The following is a 16935-nucleotide window of genomic DNA, read 5'->3' as shown; positions in this document are numbered from 1 at the left end:
ACCCTGGCGCTCGACATCGCCAGACTGGGCCAGCTCAGCCAGGCCGCAGACAGCGAGGCCGATGATAACCAGCGCGGCGGCGCTGCAGACAGCAAAGCAAGCCAGCTGGCTTTGATTCAGTCGCTGTCAGATGCCGCCCACCCTGCCGCGCAACGCGCTCTGGCTCAAGCCGAACCCGTAGCAAAAGACCCAGACATTCACAGCGCACTGACACGTGCGCTCAGCGCCTATGAGCAGCGGCAACGCGTTTACAACGGTGTCGAAACCCTGTATTTCGGGTTGAGCATGGGGTCGGTGCTGGTGCTGGCCGGTATTGGTCTGGCCATCACTTTCGGGGTCATGGGGGTGATCAATATGGCCCATGGCGAGCTGATTATGCTGGGCGCGTATACTACCTATGTGCTGCAACAACTCATGCCCCAGCATACGGCACTGGCCCTGCTCCTTGCCATTCCGGCGGCTTTCGTGGTGTCGGGACTTGTCGGCGTCGCCATTGAGCGCAGCGTGATCCGCTTTCTGTACGGCCGCCCGTTGGAAACCCTGCTGGCCACATTCGGCATCAGCCTGATCCTGCAACAAGCCGTTCGCAGTATTTTCTCTCCGCTGAACCGCTCAGTGACGACGCCGGATTTCATGAGTGGGATGCTGGAAATCACCCCTATGCTCAGCCTGACCTGGAACCGACTGATCATCATAGGCTTTTGTATTCTGATCTTTACCCTGTTGCTGCTGGTGCTGAAAAAAACCTCGCTCGGCCTGCAGGTTCGCGCCGTCTCGCAAAACAGAGGCATGGCCCGGGCAATGGGGGTCCGATCTGAATGGGTCGATGCCATGACATTCGGACTGGGATCCGGCGTTGCCGGTATTGCCGGGGTCGCGCTTTCCCAGCTGACCAATGTCGGGCCAAACATGGGCCAGAGCTACATCATTGATTCCTTCATGGTGGTGGTATTTGGCGGTGTCGGCAACCTGTGGGGCACTTTGGTTGCCGGCCTGAGCCTGGGCATTTTCAACAAGATCCTCGAACCCTGGGCCGGTGCCGTGCTGGCGAAAATCCTGGTGCTGGTTTTTATTATTCTGTTTATTCAAAAACGCCCGCGCGGCCTGTTCCCGCAACGCGGCAGAGCCGTTGAAGGATAAGAAAAGGATTTCATTATGCTGACCTCAATACTCAGACAGGATCGCGGAGGACAGGTGTTGCTGACCCTGTTGTTTGCAGCCGCGATCATCGTGCCTGTCCTCAATCTTGCTGTCCCGCAGGGGCATCCGCTTCATTTGGAAACTTACACTGTCTCGTTGCTGGGCAAATACCTGTGTTACGCCTTACTGGCACTGGCTGTCGATCTCGTCTGGGGTTATCTGGGCATTCTCAGTCTGGGCCACGGTGCCTTCTTTGCCTTGGGCGGATACGCCATGGGGATGTACCTGATGCGCCAGATTGGTGACCGGGGGGTGTATGCCAACCCCGACCTGCCGGACTTCATGGTCTTCCTGAACTGGACAGAATTACCCTGGTTCTGGTACGGGTTCGATCACTTCTGGTTTACCTGCCTGATGATAGTGCTGATCCCCGGGGCATTGGCATTTGTCTTTGGCTGGCTGGCCTTTCGCTCACGGGTGTCTGGGGTGTATTTGTCTATCATGACACAGGCACTGACCTTTGCGCTGATGCTGGCTTTTTTCCGCAACGAGATGGGTTTTGGCGGCAATAATGGCCTGACGGATTTTAAAGACTTGCTTGGTGCCGACCTGCAGGCCGACACCACGCGAATGGCCCTGTTTGTCGCCAGTGTGCTGGCCCTGATCCTTGGCTATCTGGTTTGCCGCGCAGTCATCGCCAGCCGGTTAGGCAGTGTGGTGGTCGCCATCCGCGATGCCGAAGCCCGCACGCGCTTCATCGGCTATAAAGTAGAACATGTCAAACTGGCGATTTTTGTCTTGTCTGCGGTGCTGGCAGGCATTGCCGGTGCACTGTACGTACCGCAAATTGGCATCATCAACCCGGGAGAATTCGCCCCGCTGAACTCCATTGAAATCGTGGTATGGGTCGCGCTTGGTGGCCGTGCCACTTTGTATGGCGCCGTCATCGGTGCAGTACTGATCAACTATGCCAAAAGCTGGTTCACGGTGGAGTTCCCGGAAGTGTGGCTCTTTGCGCTCGGCAGCCTGTTTGTCCTCGCCACCCTGTTTCTGCCCAAAGGCCTTGCCGGCCTGCTGCAACGTCGCGAGGTATCCGCATGACAACAGTCACCACGCTTCACCCGAGCACAACGCCATCACGGCTGGACAAGCTGCTGACGCACAATCCGTTACAGCCGCTCACCCGCCGTCATGAAGTCTTCGATTTCCTGAAACCTCAGCACCACCCGCTGATCGACACCCGACACAACATACTGCTGTACCTTGAAGGGGTTTCCGTCGCTTTCGATGGTTTTCAGGCCATCAAGGATCTCAACCTCTACATCAAAGAAGGTGAACTGCGTTGCATCATAGGGCCAAACGGGGCCGGTAAAACCACCATGATGGACATCATTACCGGAAAAACACGCCCTGACAGCGGCCAGGTCTGGCTTGGTTCGAACCTCAACCTGCTGGAGATGGATGAAGCTGAGATTGCCACTGCCGGTGTCGGCCGGAAATTCCAAAAACCCACCGTCTTTGAATGCCTGTCGGTCTGGACCAATCTGGAACTGGCCATGACAGGAACCAGAGGGGTCTGGCAGACCTTCAGAGCCCGGCTGTCTGGCGAACAAAAGGACAACATTGAACAGGTTTTGACACTGATTGGATTAACAGAGCAGTGCCAGATGCTGTCGGGAAATTTATCCCACGGCCAGAAACAGTGGCTGGAAATCGGCATGCTGCTGATGCAGAAACCCAAACTGCTGCTGGTCGATGAGCCGGTAGCAGGCATGACGCATCAGGAAATGGACCGAACCGCCGAGCTGTTGCGCTCACTGGCCGGACAGCATTCTGTGGTGGTTGTCGAGCACGATATGGACTTCGTGCGCTCCATCGCCAGCACTGTGACCGTTCTCCATCAGGGACATGTGCTGGCAGAAGGCAACATGGCCGATATTCAGAGCAACGACAAAGTCCGGGAAGTGTATTTAGGTCAGTAAGTGTCTCACTGATCGTCAAAAGGAATCACTATGTTAGAAATACAAGGATTGAACCAGTTTTACGGTGAAAGCCATACCCTGTGGGATCTTGAACTGTCTGTCCCCGAAGGCCAGTGCACCGTGCTGATGGGTCGCAATGGCGTGGGCAAAACCACACTGCTGCAATGCATCATGGGCTTAATCAAAGCCCGCAGCGGGCAAATTACCTTTAACGGGCAGAATTTATTACCGCTGACAACCGAAGCCCGCCCGCGCTGCGGCCTGGGCTATGTGCCTCAGGGACGGCAAATCTTTCCCCTCCTGACTGTACAAGAAAATTTGCAGATTGGCCTGCCGGTTCGCCCGCGCGGTGACAGACGTATTCCCTCCTACATCTACGATCTGTTCCCGGTGTTAAAAGACATGCTGCACCGACGGGGCGGCGATTTATCCGGCGGGCAGCAACAGCAACTAGCTATCGCCCGGGCACTGGTGCTGGACCCGACATTACTCTTACTGGATGAACCCACCGAGGGCATACAGCCCAATATCGTACAAGAAATCGGTGACATCATCCGAAAGCTAAACCACGAGCTCGGCCTGACTGTGCTGCTGGTGGAGCAGAAACTGCCTTTTGCACGTAAAGTCGGCGACCGTTTTTGTTTGCTGGACAGGGGACGAACCGTCGCCAGCGGAGAAATGGCCAACCTCTCTGAGGCTCACATCAAGGAGTACCTCACCGTATGACGCAGAGCGATCGGAAGGCAGCCCAGCTTAAAGGGACAGGCACATTACCTCTATTACCTCTATTACCTCTATTACCTCTAACGGGACAGACACAATCAGCAGCGGGCAATCCACACGAAAAACTAAAGGGACAGTCACTTCAGCCCTGTGAGCGCAGCAATCTAAACGGGACAGACACAAACAGAGGCTGGCAGGCAGAGATACAGCTGGGCTTTGCTGATCGCGGAGACAAAACCGTGCTCAGGCAACGAAGCCAGAAGGGACCACTGGCGGTACAGCGCCCTCTTTATCCCGAAGGCCCGGTTTGCCACACCTATCTGCTTCACCCGCCCGGCGGTGTCGTCGGCGGTGATCAACTGACGATAAAAGCGCACGTCAGCGAAGGGGCTCACGCATTGGTGACAACACCCGGAGCAACGAAATTTTATCGCTCTGCCGGCAAGCTGGCGCATCAGCGACAGATCCTCAGCGTGGCGTCGGGGGCACAATTAGAGTGGCTGCCTCAGGAAAACATCCACTTCCCCGGCGCGAAGGTCAACTTCAGCACAGATATTCACATTGCACCAGGCGGGCGCTTTATCGGCTGGGAAATGCACTGTTTTGGACGCCCTGCACTGAATGAGTGCTTCGAAACAGGGCATATCGCAGGACACTGTCGGGTATATCTGGGCGACCAGCTCGTGCTGGCCGAAGGCATGAACCTCAATGCCTCGCTGTCCCAGCCTGCTCGTGCCGCCAGCCTGCGCGATTTTCCGATGAATGCGACCCTGCTGATTGCCGGAGAAACCGACGAACTGCTCATTGTGGTACAGGATTTGCTAAATCAGCATCATGAGAGTGCAAACAAAAACAATCTGATAGCAGGTGTGACTCATATTGACGGTCTGCTTGCGGTTCGTGCACTGGCACAGGGCACTGAGCCTCTCTTACAACTTTTCACCCGTATCTGGCAGCACACACGTGCACATTGGTCTGGCACTTATCCCCTGCCACCCCGGATATGGGCAACCTGACGGACACAAGGCGCAGACATGGAATTAACACCCAGAGAAAAAGATAAGTTGCTGATTTTCACCGCGGCTCTGGTGGCTGAACGCCGTAAGGCCAAAGGCCTCAAGCTCAATTACCCCGAGGCTGTTGCGCTGATCAGTGCCGAAATTCTTGAAGGTGCCCGCGAGGGCAAAACAGTCGCCGAGCTGATGGATTACGGACGCACGATTCTGACACAGAACGACGTTATGGAAGGTGTCGCCACCATGATCCACGATGTCCAGGTTGAAGCGACCTTTCCTGATGGCACCAAGCTGGTCACGGTTCACGAGCCCATCGTATAGCGACTTCTTAAAAGGACAGACACCGTAATGAGCAAGGAAATTAACAAGGACAGACACGCTAAGCCTGCGCTGATCCCCGGTGAGCTGCGAACCGCCGCCGGCGATATTATTCTCAATCCTGGCCGTGAAACCTGTCAGGTGAGTGTGGCAAACCTCGGCGATCGCCCGGTGCAAATCGGCTCGCATTACCATTTCTTCGAGGCCAACGAATCGCTGCAGTTTGATCGCGAAAAGACCCGAGGCTTCCGGCTCAATATTGCGGCAGGCACCGCGGTCCGTTTCGAGCCGGGCCAGAGCCGCACGGTAGAGCTGGTCGATTTTGCCGGAGACAGGAAAGTCTATGGCTTTCAGGGAAAAGTCATGGGATCGCTGGACCAGGCCGACGACAGGCCCACGGATGATAAGCAGGGAGAGCAATAATTATGGCAACCATGTCCAGACAGGCCTATGGGGAAATGTTTGGTCCGACAACGGGCGATAAGCTTCGGCTGGCGGATACCGAGCTGTGGTTGGAAGTGGAAAAAGACTACACCGTTTATGGCGACGAAGTAAAATTTGGTGGCGGTAAAGTGATCCGGGACGGCATGGGCCAGAGTCAGCGCCCTTCATCACAGACCCCGGATCTGGTGATCACCAATGCCGTTATCCTCGATTATTGGGGCATCGTCAAAGCCGACGTGGCTGTCAAAAACGGCCGTATCAGTGCCATTGGTAAAGCAGGCAACCCGGATATCCAGCCGAATGTCGATATCATCATCGGCCCCGGCACTGAAATCATCGCCGGTGAAGGTCAGATACTGACAGCCGGTGGTATTGATGCTCACATCCATTTCATCTGCCCCCAGCAAATTGAAGAAGCACTGATGTCGGGCATCACCACTATGATTGGCGGCGGCACCGGACCGGCGACCGGCACCAATGCGACGACCTGCACGCCGGGGCCGTGGAATATTCACCGCATGCTGGAAGCACTGGATAGCTTTCCGATGAATTTCGGTTTGTTAGGTAAAGGCAATGCCAGCCTGCCGGACGCATTGTACGAACAGGTCGCCGCAGGTGTCATTGGCCTGAAACTGCACGAAGACTGGGGAACTACGCCTGCATCCATTGACTGCTGCCTGAGCGTCGCTGAGAACACCGATATCCAGGTTGCCATCCACACCGACACCCTGAACGAATCCGGTTTTGTGGAATCCACCCTGGCTGCGATCGGCGATCGCGTGATTCATACTTATCACACAGAAGGGGCTGGGGGTGGCCACGCGCCGGACATTATCCGGGCCGCAGGGATCGCCAATGTGCTGCCATCGTCGACCAATCCGACCCGGCCATACACCATCAATACCGTGGATGAACACCTTGATATGCTGATGGTATGTCATCATCTGAATCCCTCGATTGCCGAAGATGTGGCTTTCGCCGAGTCCCGGATACGCCGCGAGACCATTGCCGCCGAAGACATACTGCATGATTTGGGGGCTTTCTCGATGATTTCTTCTGATTCACAGGCCATGGGCCGTGTTGGCGAAGTGATCACTCGCACCTGGCAGACGGCACACAAAATGAAAGTGCAGCGTGGCAGTTTGAAAGAAGACCCGTCACATCATGATAATTTCCGCCTCAAGCGTTATATCGCCAAGTACACCATTAACCCGGCGATAACTCATGGGATCAGCCACGAAGTCGGCTCGGTCGAACCCGGTAAACTGGCTGATCTGGTGCTGTGGAAACCGGCCTTTTTTGGCGTCAAACCCAGTGCCATTATCAAAGGCGGCATGATAGCGGCAGCACCTATGGGCGATCCGAATGCTTCGATCCCGACACCGCAGCCCGTGCATTACCGCCCTATGTTCGGCAGCTTTGGCAAAGCCAGCCAGCAGACTTCGATGCTGTTTCTGTCTCAGCTGGCCTACAAAGAAGGTGTGGCCCATTCTCTGGGGCTGCAAAGCCGAATCGGCGTCGCGAAGGGTTGCCGTACCATCCGTAAGTCCGACATGAAACTCAACGACTGGCTGCCACACATTGAAGTGGACTCGCAAACTTATCAGGTTCGTGCCGATGGCGAACTGTTAATCTGCGAGCCGGCCACTGAACTGCCTATGGCACAGCGTTATTTCTTATTCTAATCAAAACAGCAGGATGCAATTATGATTGAGTTAACCCGCTTTATTCCCGCCGCGGAACGCACAGACAATACGAGCAATGCCACCTTAAGCCTGCCTATCGATTCTCGTATAAAAAGCCGGTTGAAAGTCACCCTGGATGATGGTCGTGCCGCCGGGCTTTTTCTGCCGCGCGGCTACATTCTGCGCGACGGTGATCTGCTCACAAACGACGAGGGTATTGCAGTGACTGTCCTGGCAGCGCCAGAGTCTGTCTCCACCGTCTACTGCGACGATTCGCACCTGCTGGCCCGCCTGTGTTATCACCTTGGCAACCGCCATGTGCCTTTACAGATTCATGCGAACTGGCTGCGTTATCAGCATGATCATGTGCTCGATGACATGGTGCATGGCCTTGGCGGGACAGTCACTGTAGAACAGGCGCCGTTTGAGCCCGAATCCGGGGCATATGGCGGCCAGCAAGGCGGCGGACACAGCCATCACCACCATCATGAGCACGAGCATTAAGCCCGGATCACACCTGATTTTTCCACCATAGAATGACTTTAACAAGAAAAGGAACTTCACATGCATCAAGGTTCAACCAAGCAACGCATTGCCTTTATCGGGACAGGCATTTTACTGTCGGCACCGGCCTTTGCCCACGTCGGTCATGGTCAGGAAGCCGGCACCATCATCAATTCTTTTATGGCTGGTGTCACTCACCCACTGACAGGCCTTGATCACCTGGCCATGTTACTGGGGGTGGGTTTCCTGTCAGCGCAGACCCCGGGGCTGAAGAAGCAGATGTCCCTCATGGTCAGCGCACTGGCCAGCATACTGCTTGGCCTGGCGTTTGGTGCGATGACCGGCGGTTTCAGCGGTATGGAAACCCTGATTCTGGGGTCAGTATTTGTTGCCGCCGCTGCGCTGGGCTTTAAAGCCTTTGGCCGCAGCCACCTTGCAACCGTTGGCTCAATGTTGTCTGTCGCCATGTTGCTGGCACACGGCTGGGCACACGGTGTTGAAGCACCGGCCTCAGCACTGTTGACTTTCGCGCCGGGTATGCTGGTCAGCGCTACCGGGATCCTGATTGCCGGTAATTTCATCGGCCGGGCAGTTCCGGCCCGCTGGCTAAGTCCGGTACTGGCTTTTAGCGGCGTAATGCTGGCTCTGGCTTCCTAGTGATGGCTTCCCCTTTTTCTGATACCACGGCTGAGTTTCGGCTCTATCAGTTGATCAGCCCTTCCCTGCCAATCGGTGCTTTTACCTATTCGCAGGGACTGGAATGGGCAGTCGAACAAGGCTGGGTCCATGACAAAATCACCCTGGGGGACTGGCTCAGAGATATGCTCAGTCAAAGTCTGATCACCCTTGAACTGCCTGTCCTCAGACGGCTGTATCAGGCCTGGCAATGTGAAGACACTCAGGCGATAGCAAAATGGAATCAGTGGCTGTACGCCAGCCGGGAAACCAAAGAACTCAGGCAGGAAGAAAAACAGCGTGGGCAGGCAACGGCCACACTGCTGCAACAACTGGAGATACCGTTGCCACAACAGGTGGGACTGGTAGGAGATAACCAGCTTTCCGGCTTTGCTCTGGCTGCCACGCATTGGGGAATAGAAATGGACGCGCTTTGTCGTGGCTACCTGTGGAGCTGGCTGGAAAATACCACTATGGCGGGCGTGAAACTCATCCCGCTGGGACAGACGGCGGGACAGCAACTACTGCTGGAACTGTCATCCGTGCTGGCGGAGGCAGTCGCACGTTCTGCAGCCATACCGGATCACGAAGTGAGCAGCTTCGCCCCGGCGCAGGCCATTGCCTCCAGCCAGCATGAAACCCAATACACACGCTTATTCCGTTCCTAAGGAGACATGATAATGGATTACAAACAACCGCTTCGCATTGGCGTCGGTGGCCCGGTCGGCTCAGGAAAAACCGCCTTACTGGAAGTTTTGTGCAAAGCCATCCGTGATAAATACAACATCGCGGTGGTTACCAACGACATCTATACCCAGGAAGATGCCAAAATTCTGACCCGTGCCGAAGCACTGGATGCCGACCGCATCATAGGCGTGGAAACCGGCGGCTGCCCTCACACTGCGATTCGTGAAGATGCTTCCATGAACCTGGCGGCGGTGGAGGAACTGGCGAAACGCCATAAAACACTGGACGTGGTCTTCGTAGAAAGCGGTGGTGACAATCTCAGTGCCACCTTCAGCCCGGAGCTGGCAGATTTAACCATCTATGTCATCGATGTAGCAGAAGGGGAAAAAATACCCCGTAAAGGTGGCCCGGGAATTACCCGCTCCGATCTGCTGATCATCAACAAAATCGACCTTGCCCCGTATGTGGGTGCGTCTCTGGAAGTGATGGAAGCCGACACCCAGCGCATGCGTCCGACCAAGCCATATGTGTTTACCAATCTCAAAGAAAAACAAGGACTGGAAACCATCATCGAGTTTATTGAGACAGCAGGAATGCTGAAAAGAGCAAGCTAGCCTCTGACAGGGAAGCTTTTTAACGGGACAGGCACTTTTGCGAGAAAAGAGCACTGAGCTGATTATCAACAAAGAGTGGCGGCATAAAAGCTGTCACTCTTTCTTCCACTGATTAAAGCTCGCAAGGGATCTAAAAGGACAGACACTTTACTTGGATCCACTTTACTTTAAAGCCCATAAAAGGACAGGCACTTCAACACTGCTTCTGCGGATTACCTGAAAGTTACAGCTATCTCAATTACACCGCACTGTGCATCGCATCGATTTTTTCACTACCCGACTTCTCATCCAGCCCGGCTTTATATACTGTTCATATATCCAGTTGTTTATTTGTGAACGCTTCCATGACAACAGCCAGACACCAGCAAATTTGCCTTGAAGCTACGGCCTATTACCACTGCATTTCCCGATGTGTCCGCCGCGCTTTCCTCTGCGGAAAGGATGAAAAGTCCGGTGTCAGTTATGAGCACCGCCGTAGCTGGGTCGAAGACAGGCTGTTTGCATTAGCAAAAGTGTTTTGCATCGATCTCTGTGCTTACGCCATTATGAGTAATCACTATCATCTTGTGCTGCATATTAACAAAGCCAAAGCTGACTCTTTGACTGACAGTGACGTCATTGATCGCTGGCTATCATTTCACAATCCTCCCGTCTTGATCCAACGTTATCTCCGGGGAGATGTTTGCACCAAGGCCGAATACAGCGCAGTCTGTTCCATCATTCAGACCTGGCGGCAGCGTCTCTACAGCATCAGTTGGTTTATGCGGTTGCTCAATCAATTCATTGCTTCCGAAGCGAATAAAGAAGATGGCTGTAGCGGACACTTCTGGGAGGGGCGATTCAAAAGTCAGGCTCTGCTGGACGACAAAGCACTGACCGCTGCTATGGCGTATGTCGATTTAAACCCCGTCCGTGCCAGCATAGCTGAAACACCGGAAACATCAGACTTCACGTCAGTCAAATCCCGTCTTGATAACTTGCGCAAGCCCAAGACCAGCGCTACTTATCTCTATCCTTTTATTGGCCAAAACAACAACACGCAAGAAGGAATCCCCTATCAGCTGGCGGATTATCTGGAACTTCTCGACTGGATAGGCAGACAATTTCATGAAGGAAAAACGGGGCAGATCGCTCACGATGCGCCACCCATTCTTAAGCGATTAGGATTGGATTGCTCTCCTTGGTTTCGCACATACAAGCACTTTGAGAAAGGCAGCATGATAGGAGCAAAGTCATCAATGAAAGCCTGCCTGCCATTAATAGGACGGAAACGAATTTCTGGCACTCAATTACCAAGCAATTGAATCTTGGTCGGTCAATCGTTGCAAAACTTCAGCATAAGACTTTAGACCGGGTCAACGCATCTCAAATCACTACTCACTTCTACCGTATTGCTAATTTTCCTGGCTAGCCTCAACTTTCCCGGCGCATCAGCCCCCACTTTTGTTATCAGTCCGAACCCTATCAGTCAGAATAACTACCTCTGTTAATACACAACCAGTTAGATCACTAATTTGCCTGTCCAATTTAGGTTTCTGCTACCCAAAACGCAAAAGTGCCTGTCCTCTTATAAATAATCCCAGCGTGGCTTATCGCCTCCCAACTTCTCCACCAGAAAGTCAATCAGCACCCTTACCTTCTCAGGTAAATGTTTACGTTCTGGAAACATGGCGTAGACAGCATGCAGCGGCAAAACATAATCCGCCATAACAGAAACTAATTTACCTGAGGCTAGATCCGGACCCACGATAAAAGTCGGCATCTGACAAATGCCCAAGCCAGCAACCAGGGCATCTCGCAACACTTCACTGTTATTGGCCTGATAATTCCCCCTAGGCTGAATGCTCTCAACACCAGCAGGCCCGTCAAATCGCCATTCAGCACCACCGCGAAAATAGCTATAATACAGGCAGTTATGATTCTGCAAATCCGCTGGTGACTGTGGAGTACCGTGCTTTTCCAAATAGTGCGGAGCAGCGCAAAGCACACTTCGGCAAGGCGCTAGCCGCCGCGCAATAAGGCTGGATTCAGGTATATGACCAATACGAATGGAGAGATCATAACCCCCTTCGACCAGATCGACCATTTTGTCGTCCAGTGTCATCTCCAGTCGGATATCGGGATATCGTTGCAGAAACTCAGGGATCAACGGGCTGATGTGCAGGCGCCCAAACGTCATCGGGACAGTCACTTTTAGCAGCCCGCTGGGGTTGCCCTGTAACTGACCAAGCTTATCTTCAGCTTCACGAGCAAGACTATAAGCGGCTCTGGCAGATTCAAAGTACTGCTCACCGGCATCGGTCAGGCTAAGGCTTCGCGTTGTCCTGTTCAGTAAACGCGTCCCCAGTTTCGCTTCAAGGTGATTGATGCGTTTACTGACCGCAGATTTAGTGATCCCCAGTCGTTCGGCAGCTGCAGAAAAGCTGCCACATTCCACCACAGTGACGAAAACCGGGATGGCACTGAAAGCATCGTTATCACGCATTTGTATACTATATCTCAACAGTGTTTTTCTATTTAACCCAATTATAACCCTCAAAGACACAATATAAAATCCATCTCAGAAACTACACAATGAGTTGGATTACCCATGCTGAAATTATCCCCTGCTCTGCTTGCGCTTTTTGCGGGTGCTATGTTGTCACTCATGATTATGCTCAACAGCCAGTTGGCCACCTACAGCTCTCCAATCTTGGCCTCCTGGGTTGCACATGGCATAGGTGCCGCGTTTGCTGGCTTTATCTTGTTTGTCTGTCATCTTCGGAGTAAACCGACACGCCCGGCAACCAAACCTGTTCCAAAGTGGGCTTATCTGGGCGGTATACCCGGCGCATTGACCGTTATTCTGGCTGCGGCTACGGTGAATAGCCCGTTGGGCCTGTCGGGCTCTGTGGCTTTTATGCTGGTGGGACAGACACTTTTCGGGATGCTCAGTGATGTGTTCGGACTGATGGGCTCGAATAAAAGGAAATTTTCTTCACAAGATTTAGCCGTGGTGTGCTGCATTCTCTCGGGCAGCATGCTGATCATTTTCACACCAAGCTGATTATTACCATATTACTGATTAATGAGGATAAGCCATGTCCTGGTTCATTTTTCTTGCTGTGCTCAACGGTATCTGTATTAGCCTGAGCCGCGTTTTGAACGGTCGATTAAGTCTTGACCGAACAGCAATGTTCTCATCTTACTGGAACCACCTGATAGGGTTTATCTTTCTGTCACTATTAGTACTGCTTGTTCATGACAGTTCTTCCTCTTTGCCACAAAATGCCCCATTAAGTGCTTACGCTGGGGGAGTCATTGGTGTGTTATTTGTGGCGATTAGTAGCCTTGTGCTCCCAAGAATTGGAGCGATGCGAACAAGCTTGCTGGTGATCAGCGGGCAAATGCTGGTGGGTGTGTCACTTTCCCTGGTTTTGCTGTTCTTAAGGGGACAGTCACTTTCAGATATGATCTGGCCCATCGCGGGAATGATATTGATTTTGTCCGGTGTGTATCTCAACCAGCAGCGTCAGGCCACCCCAGACAGAAAACCCGATACTGATATGGCATGCCGCGTACTCAACAAGAAAAAACCCGCGAAATAACGCGGGCTTTCATTCGATCGGCTTAATGAGTTAAGCCTGTGACAGTGTTCTGCAAATAGCAGTAATAATTGTTATTTATTGCTCAAAAACAGGATTCAGAAACGGCGCTAACGCTTCAAAGAGTCGATCAATTTCTGCTTGAGTATTGTAATGCATGAAACCAATTCGGACGACGCCGCCACTTTCAAGCACTCCTAACTGCCGGCACAGCCCTAACGCATAAAAGTGACCGTTCCAGACGCACATATTCTGTTGACCCAAATGAGAAGCTATATCCGACGGCGGTACATTATCAATACGTATCGCAAAAGTCGGAGTGCGTTCTGCGAGCCGTTTATCATCCTCGATACCCAGCAAAGTCACATTGCTGAATTTCCTGACCCGGTTCAAAAAGTGCTGACTCAGCGCTTCTTCATGAGACTGATACTGAGAGTAACTGGCTGCCAGACGCTCGCGTAAGCTGTCTTGCGGATCGCCCCACTGTGCCAGATAGTCAATCGCAGCCACTACTCCCGCCAAACCCTCAAAATTCTGGGTTCCCGTTTCAAAACGTCCCGGACCGATATCGGTAGCAGGTTCAACTTTATACGGCTTCAGAGTCTGCAGCCACTGAGGTGCCACATAAGCGATTCCCACATGCGGGCCAAAGAATTTATAGGCCGAACATGCCAGAAAATCACAGCCCAGTGCCTGTACATCCACCAGATTGTGTGGAGCATAGTGCACGGCATCAACATAGACTTGCGCGCCGACGCTGTGTGCGGCTTTAACAATACGTGCCACGTCCACCAGCGAGCCGGTGGTATTCGACGCATAAGTGACGGCCACCAGCCGCGTCTTGTTATTTAGCAAAGACTCAAAGTGCTCATAGTCCAGTGTGCAGTCGGCTTCATTCACCCGAATCTGACGAACCAGTACTCCTTTGTCATCCGCCGCTTGCTGCCAGCTGGACACGTTAGAATAATGATCCAGGGACGTCACAATCACTTCGTCACCCTGCTTCCAGTCGCGTGAAATAGCACGGCTGAACTGAAAAGTCAGCGAGGTCATATTCGGACCGAAGACAATATTGTCGGGCGACGGTGCATTGAGCAAGGCCTGAACAGAATGACGCGCCTTTGCCATGAGTGACACCGTCACCTCGCTGGAGAAAAACGAACCGCCCAGGTTGGCATTATACCGGCCAAGATAATCCGTCATTGCCTGTAAAACACTGGTGGGCACCTGCGCTCCGCCCGGCCCGTCAAAAAAATACACAGGTGCATCATTGATCTGTTGAGCCAGTGCGGGGAACTGCTGTCGAACACTTGAGACATCAAACTGCATACTGGGTCTCCCGGGCTGTCAGAACAAAGAGATCCATGTAGCCTTTTTGATCTTTCTTCACAGCCTTAATCGGACGCGCATTATGCCAGAGCTGATCATCGGCCAGAATAGCGACCTCACCCTGCTCGAGCGCCATGCTCAGAAAAGGCAGCTGATTCTTATTCTTGTAGACCAGAAACTCACCGCCCTCGATGTTTTCACGCCCAATCCCAATCACCGCAATGTGATTAAAACCATCCTGATGCACCCCTTCAGGTGCCACTTGAGTCTCACCCTCCAGCGCGGCAATACGGATCTGATGAATTTCAATTTCCTGCTCATCTGACAAGGCATTGGCACGCTTGAACACTTCACACATTTCACGCATCCCTGCACTAAAGAGTATCTTATCTTCCAATGGCTCAAAAGTGCGGCTGACATTACCCTGAAAGTGGTTAATGTCGTCAGATTGCACAAAGGCTCTGGGCGGCATGTGCTGCACGCCATTGGCGGTCGCTTTCACAATGGAATAACGACGAAGACGGTACTCGCCATCAGCGTGCCCGGTTTTAGGTAAATGATTGAACGAAGGGGAAAGATCATTGATAGCCTGTCCGCTTAGTTGTGTGAGTTGAAAAGTACGATCCAGTGAAACATTCATTGCATCAGCTCCTCTTAGCAGCGCCTTATCCCTAGCCGTCCGCAACTGTGTCGGACGATCTCCAGCTTGCAGCAAACCACAAACAAGAGATTAACAATTCAGTTACAAGGTAGAGTAAAGGAAAATTCGACAAAGCCAAGACCTAACAGATATAAACTTCACACAATAGATAAAATTAAGAGCATTTAACCACATAAGTGAATATAACTGGCCTAACAATCTAGTATTTCAATCTGGCTTCACGGAAAAGCAGTGTTCTTTGCTAGGAAAAATCGTAACCATCTGATTTTAAAGCTTACTGCTTTGATACTTGAGTGGCGGCACCGCTGTGAACTCATCTAAAAACCAGCATAAAACACCGTTTGTGATATGTATCCCACCAAAAATATTGATATTCTGGTTGTGTACAGAGGAAATGAAACCGTTGAGTATAAAAAACCTCCTGCCATTTCTGACAGAAGGTATGTGACTCTGGAGGATAGTAAACGGAGCAGTCTGGTGGCAGCTTAAGGGCGATATGGGGTATAAACGTAATTATCACCAGATTTTTTATAAAATGCGTTATCAATAATGGCATAGGTAATGCCAGATACCACAGCAAAGGTGACCAATTCGGGTAAATTGGTTCTGTGATACTCCCTACGATACTCCCTGCGTGGGCGCTCCTTAATAACGACAACCTCATGATGGTGATAATGTCTGGCCGGTTTACGATGATGATGTCTGTGCTTATGTTTATGCTTATAGTATTTTTTATAACCATGATCATAACCATGGTCTCTGCCACCGTGATCTCTGCCACCATGAGCAAAGCTGGTTGCTGGTGCAATCAGAGACAAGCACAAGATACCAATCCATAGAGTTTTCATATAACACTACCTGTTTTTCTGCATATGTGTACAGCGTACATATAGCTTGGTAAAGCAGTGTCAACCGCAAGTAAACCTTAAGTAAAATCGCACTTACATTCACTCAACATACTGCATACAAAGAAGATCGACACAGATGCCTGAAAATACAAACAATTTCGCCGAAGATACCACGCAACACCTTATCGGACTGGGGTGTCCCGACTTTTCCTTAGCCGCTTATATCGAAAACCGACCAGACATGCCCGGGATGGCATATCTGGATCAATTACAGCCTGCTGCTTCAGGCGAAATACACGCGATCGGCCAGGCGTGCGGCAACGGTTGGCGAAAAGTGTTCAACGTCTATGCTAAGCTGATTTATGCCCTCGACAGCAAGTTGTTCCCCCATTCAACGAACGCCCCGAGCTGGCAGTCGTACAGAGATGATTTCCTACTCCAGCAATCCAGCCAGACAGCGCTGTTATTCAATCCGCCCGTTCTTGATGCATCAGATACCGCCCCTCGCTACCACATCATTATGGGAAGAACCTACGCCAAAAAACTGATCCACGAGGAGAAACTGACTGTGTCTCTTATCTGGCTGGATAATGAATTCGCAATAAACCGCGAGCACAGGCTGGTCATCTGTCCCTACTTTGATTATCGCCAGCTCTCCAATAGCAAAATAGATCGATTGGCGAGTATTCTTGCCGGGTTTGTCCGTCACATATAAGTGTCTGTCC

General features: G+C 52.2%; 19 protein-coding genes and 1 pseudogene. 16 read left to right on the top strand and 4 right to left on the bottom strand.

Features of this window, described 5'->3' with window-relative positions:
• Window positions 1-228: 228 nt before the first annotated feature.
• The 13 genes and pseudogenes from urtB to H511_RS0102785 form a co-directional block, all read left to right on the top strand.
• Window positions 229-1140 (top strand): annotated as a pseudogene (urtB, locus tag H511_RS25200) (urea ABC transporter permease subunit UrtB); the annotation flags it as partial.
• A gap of 15 nt (window positions 1141-1155) precedes the next feature.
• On the top strand, window positions 1156-2241 hold the full coding sequence (gene urtC / locus H511_RS0102840) for an urea ABC transporter permease subunit UrtC (protein WP_051287755.1): 1086 nt from the start codon (window positions 1156-1158) through the stop codon (window positions 2239-2241).
• The gene (gene urtD, locus H511_RS0102835; protein WP_051287753.1) at window positions 2238-3122 is read left to right on the top strand and encodes an urea ABC transporter ATP-binding protein UrtD; all 885 of its coding nucleotides are present in this window, start codon (window positions 2238-2240) and stop codon (window positions 3120-3122) included. Before urtC ends, urtD begins: the two co-directional genes overlap by 4 nt.
• Before the next feature lie 30 nt (window positions 3123-3152).
• Entirely contained in the window at window positions 3153-3848 is a 696-nt protein-coding gene (urtE, locus tag H511_RS0102830; protein ID WP_027250945.1) for an urea ABC transporter ATP-binding subunit UrtE, read from the top strand.
• Between the two features lie 200 nt (window positions 3849-4048).
• Window positions 4049-4861, top strand: coding sequence for an urease accessory protein UreD (locus H511_RS22360; protein WP_420835028.1), 813 nt, complete (start codon window positions 4049-4051; stop codon window positions 4859-4861).
• Between the two features lie 18 nt (window positions 4862-4879).
• Window positions 4880-5182 carry an urease subunit gamma gene (gene ureA, locus H511_RS0102820; protein WP_027250944.1) on the top strand — a complete coding sequence of 101 codons (303 nt, stop codon included), beginning with the start codon at window positions 4880-4882 and terminating at the stop codon, window positions 5180-5182.
• 27 nt (window positions 5183-5209) lie between these two features.
• Window positions 5210-5602 (top strand): urease subunit beta, encoded by a 393-nt coding sequence (locus H511_RS0102815; RefSeq protein ID WP_051287751.1) that lies wholly within the window; start codon window positions 5210-5212, stop codon window positions 5600-5602.
• Between the two features lie 2 nt (window positions 5603-5604).
• On the top strand, window positions 5605-7308 hold the full coding sequence (ureC, locus tag H511_RS0102810) for an urease subunit alpha (protein WP_027250942.1): 1704 nt from the start codon (window positions 5605-5607) through the stop codon (window positions 7306-7308).
• 21 nt (window positions 7309-7329) lie between these two features.
• Window positions 7330-7812 (top strand): urease accessory protein UreE, encoded by a 483-nt coding sequence (gene ureE, locus H511_RS0102805; protein WP_027250941.1) that lies wholly within the window; start codon window positions 7330-7332, stop codon window positions 7810-7812.
• A 60-nt stretch (window positions 7813-7872) separates the two neighbouring features.
• On the top strand, window positions 7873-8469 hold the full coding sequence (locus H511_RS0102800) for a HupE/UreJ family protein (RefSeq protein ID WP_027250940.1): 597 nt from the start codon (window positions 7873-7875) through the stop codon (window positions 8467-8469).
• 2 nt (window positions 8470-8471) lie between these two features.
• Window positions 8472-9155, top strand: coding sequence for an urease accessory protein UreF (locus H511_RS0102795; RefSeq protein ID WP_027250939.1), 684 nt, complete (start codon window positions 8472-8474; stop codon window positions 9153-9155).
• A gap of 9 nt (window positions 9156-9164) precedes the next feature.
• Entirely contained in the window at window positions 9165-9788 is a 624-nt protein-coding gene (ureG, locus tag H511_RS0102790) for an urease accessory protein UreG (protein ID WP_144409030.1), read from the top strand.
• Between the two features lie 344 nt (window positions 9789-10132).
• Window positions 10133-11092: a transposase gene (locus H511_RS0102785; protein ID WP_027250937.1), complete on the top strand. Its 960-nt coding sequence runs from the start codon at window positions 10133-10135 to the stop codon at window positions 11090-11092.
• A 263-nt stretch (window positions 11093-11355) separates the two neighbouring features.
• Here the strand turns inward: H511_RS0102785 and H511_RS0102780 are convergent, their stop codons facing one another.
• Entirely contained in the window at window positions 11356-12273 is a 918-nt protein-coding gene (locus H511_RS0102780) for a LysR family transcriptional regulator (protein ID WP_027250936.1), read from the bottom strand.
• Between the two features lie 105 nt (window positions 12274-12378).
• Between H511_RS0102780 and H511_RS0102775 the strand changes: the two genes are divergently transcribed.
• Both H511_RS0102775 and H511_RS24280 read left to right on the top strand, forming a co-directional pair.
• Window positions 12379-12834, top strand: coding sequence for a DMT family transporter (locus H511_RS0102775; protein ID WP_027250935.1), 456 nt, complete (start codon window positions 12379-12381; stop codon window positions 12832-12834).
• A gap of 34 nt (window positions 12835-12868) precedes the next feature.
• Entirely contained in the window at window positions 12869-13375 is a 507-nt protein-coding gene (locus tag H511_RS24280) for a DMT family transporter (RefSeq protein ID WP_081669160.1), read from the top strand.
• Between the two features lie 75 nt (window positions 13376-13450).
• Here the strand turns inward: H511_RS24280 and H511_RS0102765 are convergent, their stop codons facing one another.
• The 3 genes from H511_RS0102765 to H511_RS0102750 form a co-directional block, all read right to left on the bottom strand.
• The gene (locus tag H511_RS0102765; protein WP_027250933.1) at window positions 13451-14701 is read right to left on the bottom strand and encodes a cysteine desulfurase-like protein; all 1251 of its coding nucleotides are present in this window, start codon (window positions 14699-14701) and stop codon (window positions 13451-13453) included.
• Window positions 14691-15341, bottom strand: coding sequence for a 2OG-Fe dioxygenase family protein (locus H511_RS0102760; RefSeq protein ID WP_027250932.1), 651 nt, complete (start codon window positions 15339-15341; stop codon window positions 14691-14693). The genes H511_RS0102765 and H511_RS0102760 overlap by 11 nt, the downstream gene beginning before the upstream one ends.
• A 506-nt stretch (window positions 15342-15847) precedes the next feature.
• On the bottom strand, window positions 15848-16210 hold the full coding sequence (locus tag H511_RS0102750) for a hypothetical protein (protein WP_027250931.1): 363 nt from the start codon (window positions 16208-16210) through the stop codon (window positions 15848-15850).
• A 136-nt stretch (window positions 16211-16346) separates the two neighbouring features.
• Here H511_RS0102750 and H511_RS0102745 point away from each other — a divergent pair, with 136 nt between their 5' ends.
• A complete protein-coding gene (locus H511_RS0102745) occupies window positions 16347-16925 on the top strand; it encodes a DUF6942 family protein (protein ID WP_051287748.1) in 579 nt (192 codons plus the stop codon).
• The last annotated feature ends 10 nt before the right edge of the window (window positions 16926-16935 follow it).

It is taken from the genome of Photobacterium halotolerans DSM 18316 (assembly GCF_000425165.1).
Classification (GTDB): domain Bacteria; phylum Pseudomonadota; class Gammaproteobacteria; order Enterobacterales; family Vibrionaceae; genus Photobacterium; species Photobacterium halotolerans.
Note: the sequence above shows the minus strand (reverse complement) of the source record. Positions and strands in the feature narration are given on the sequence as shown.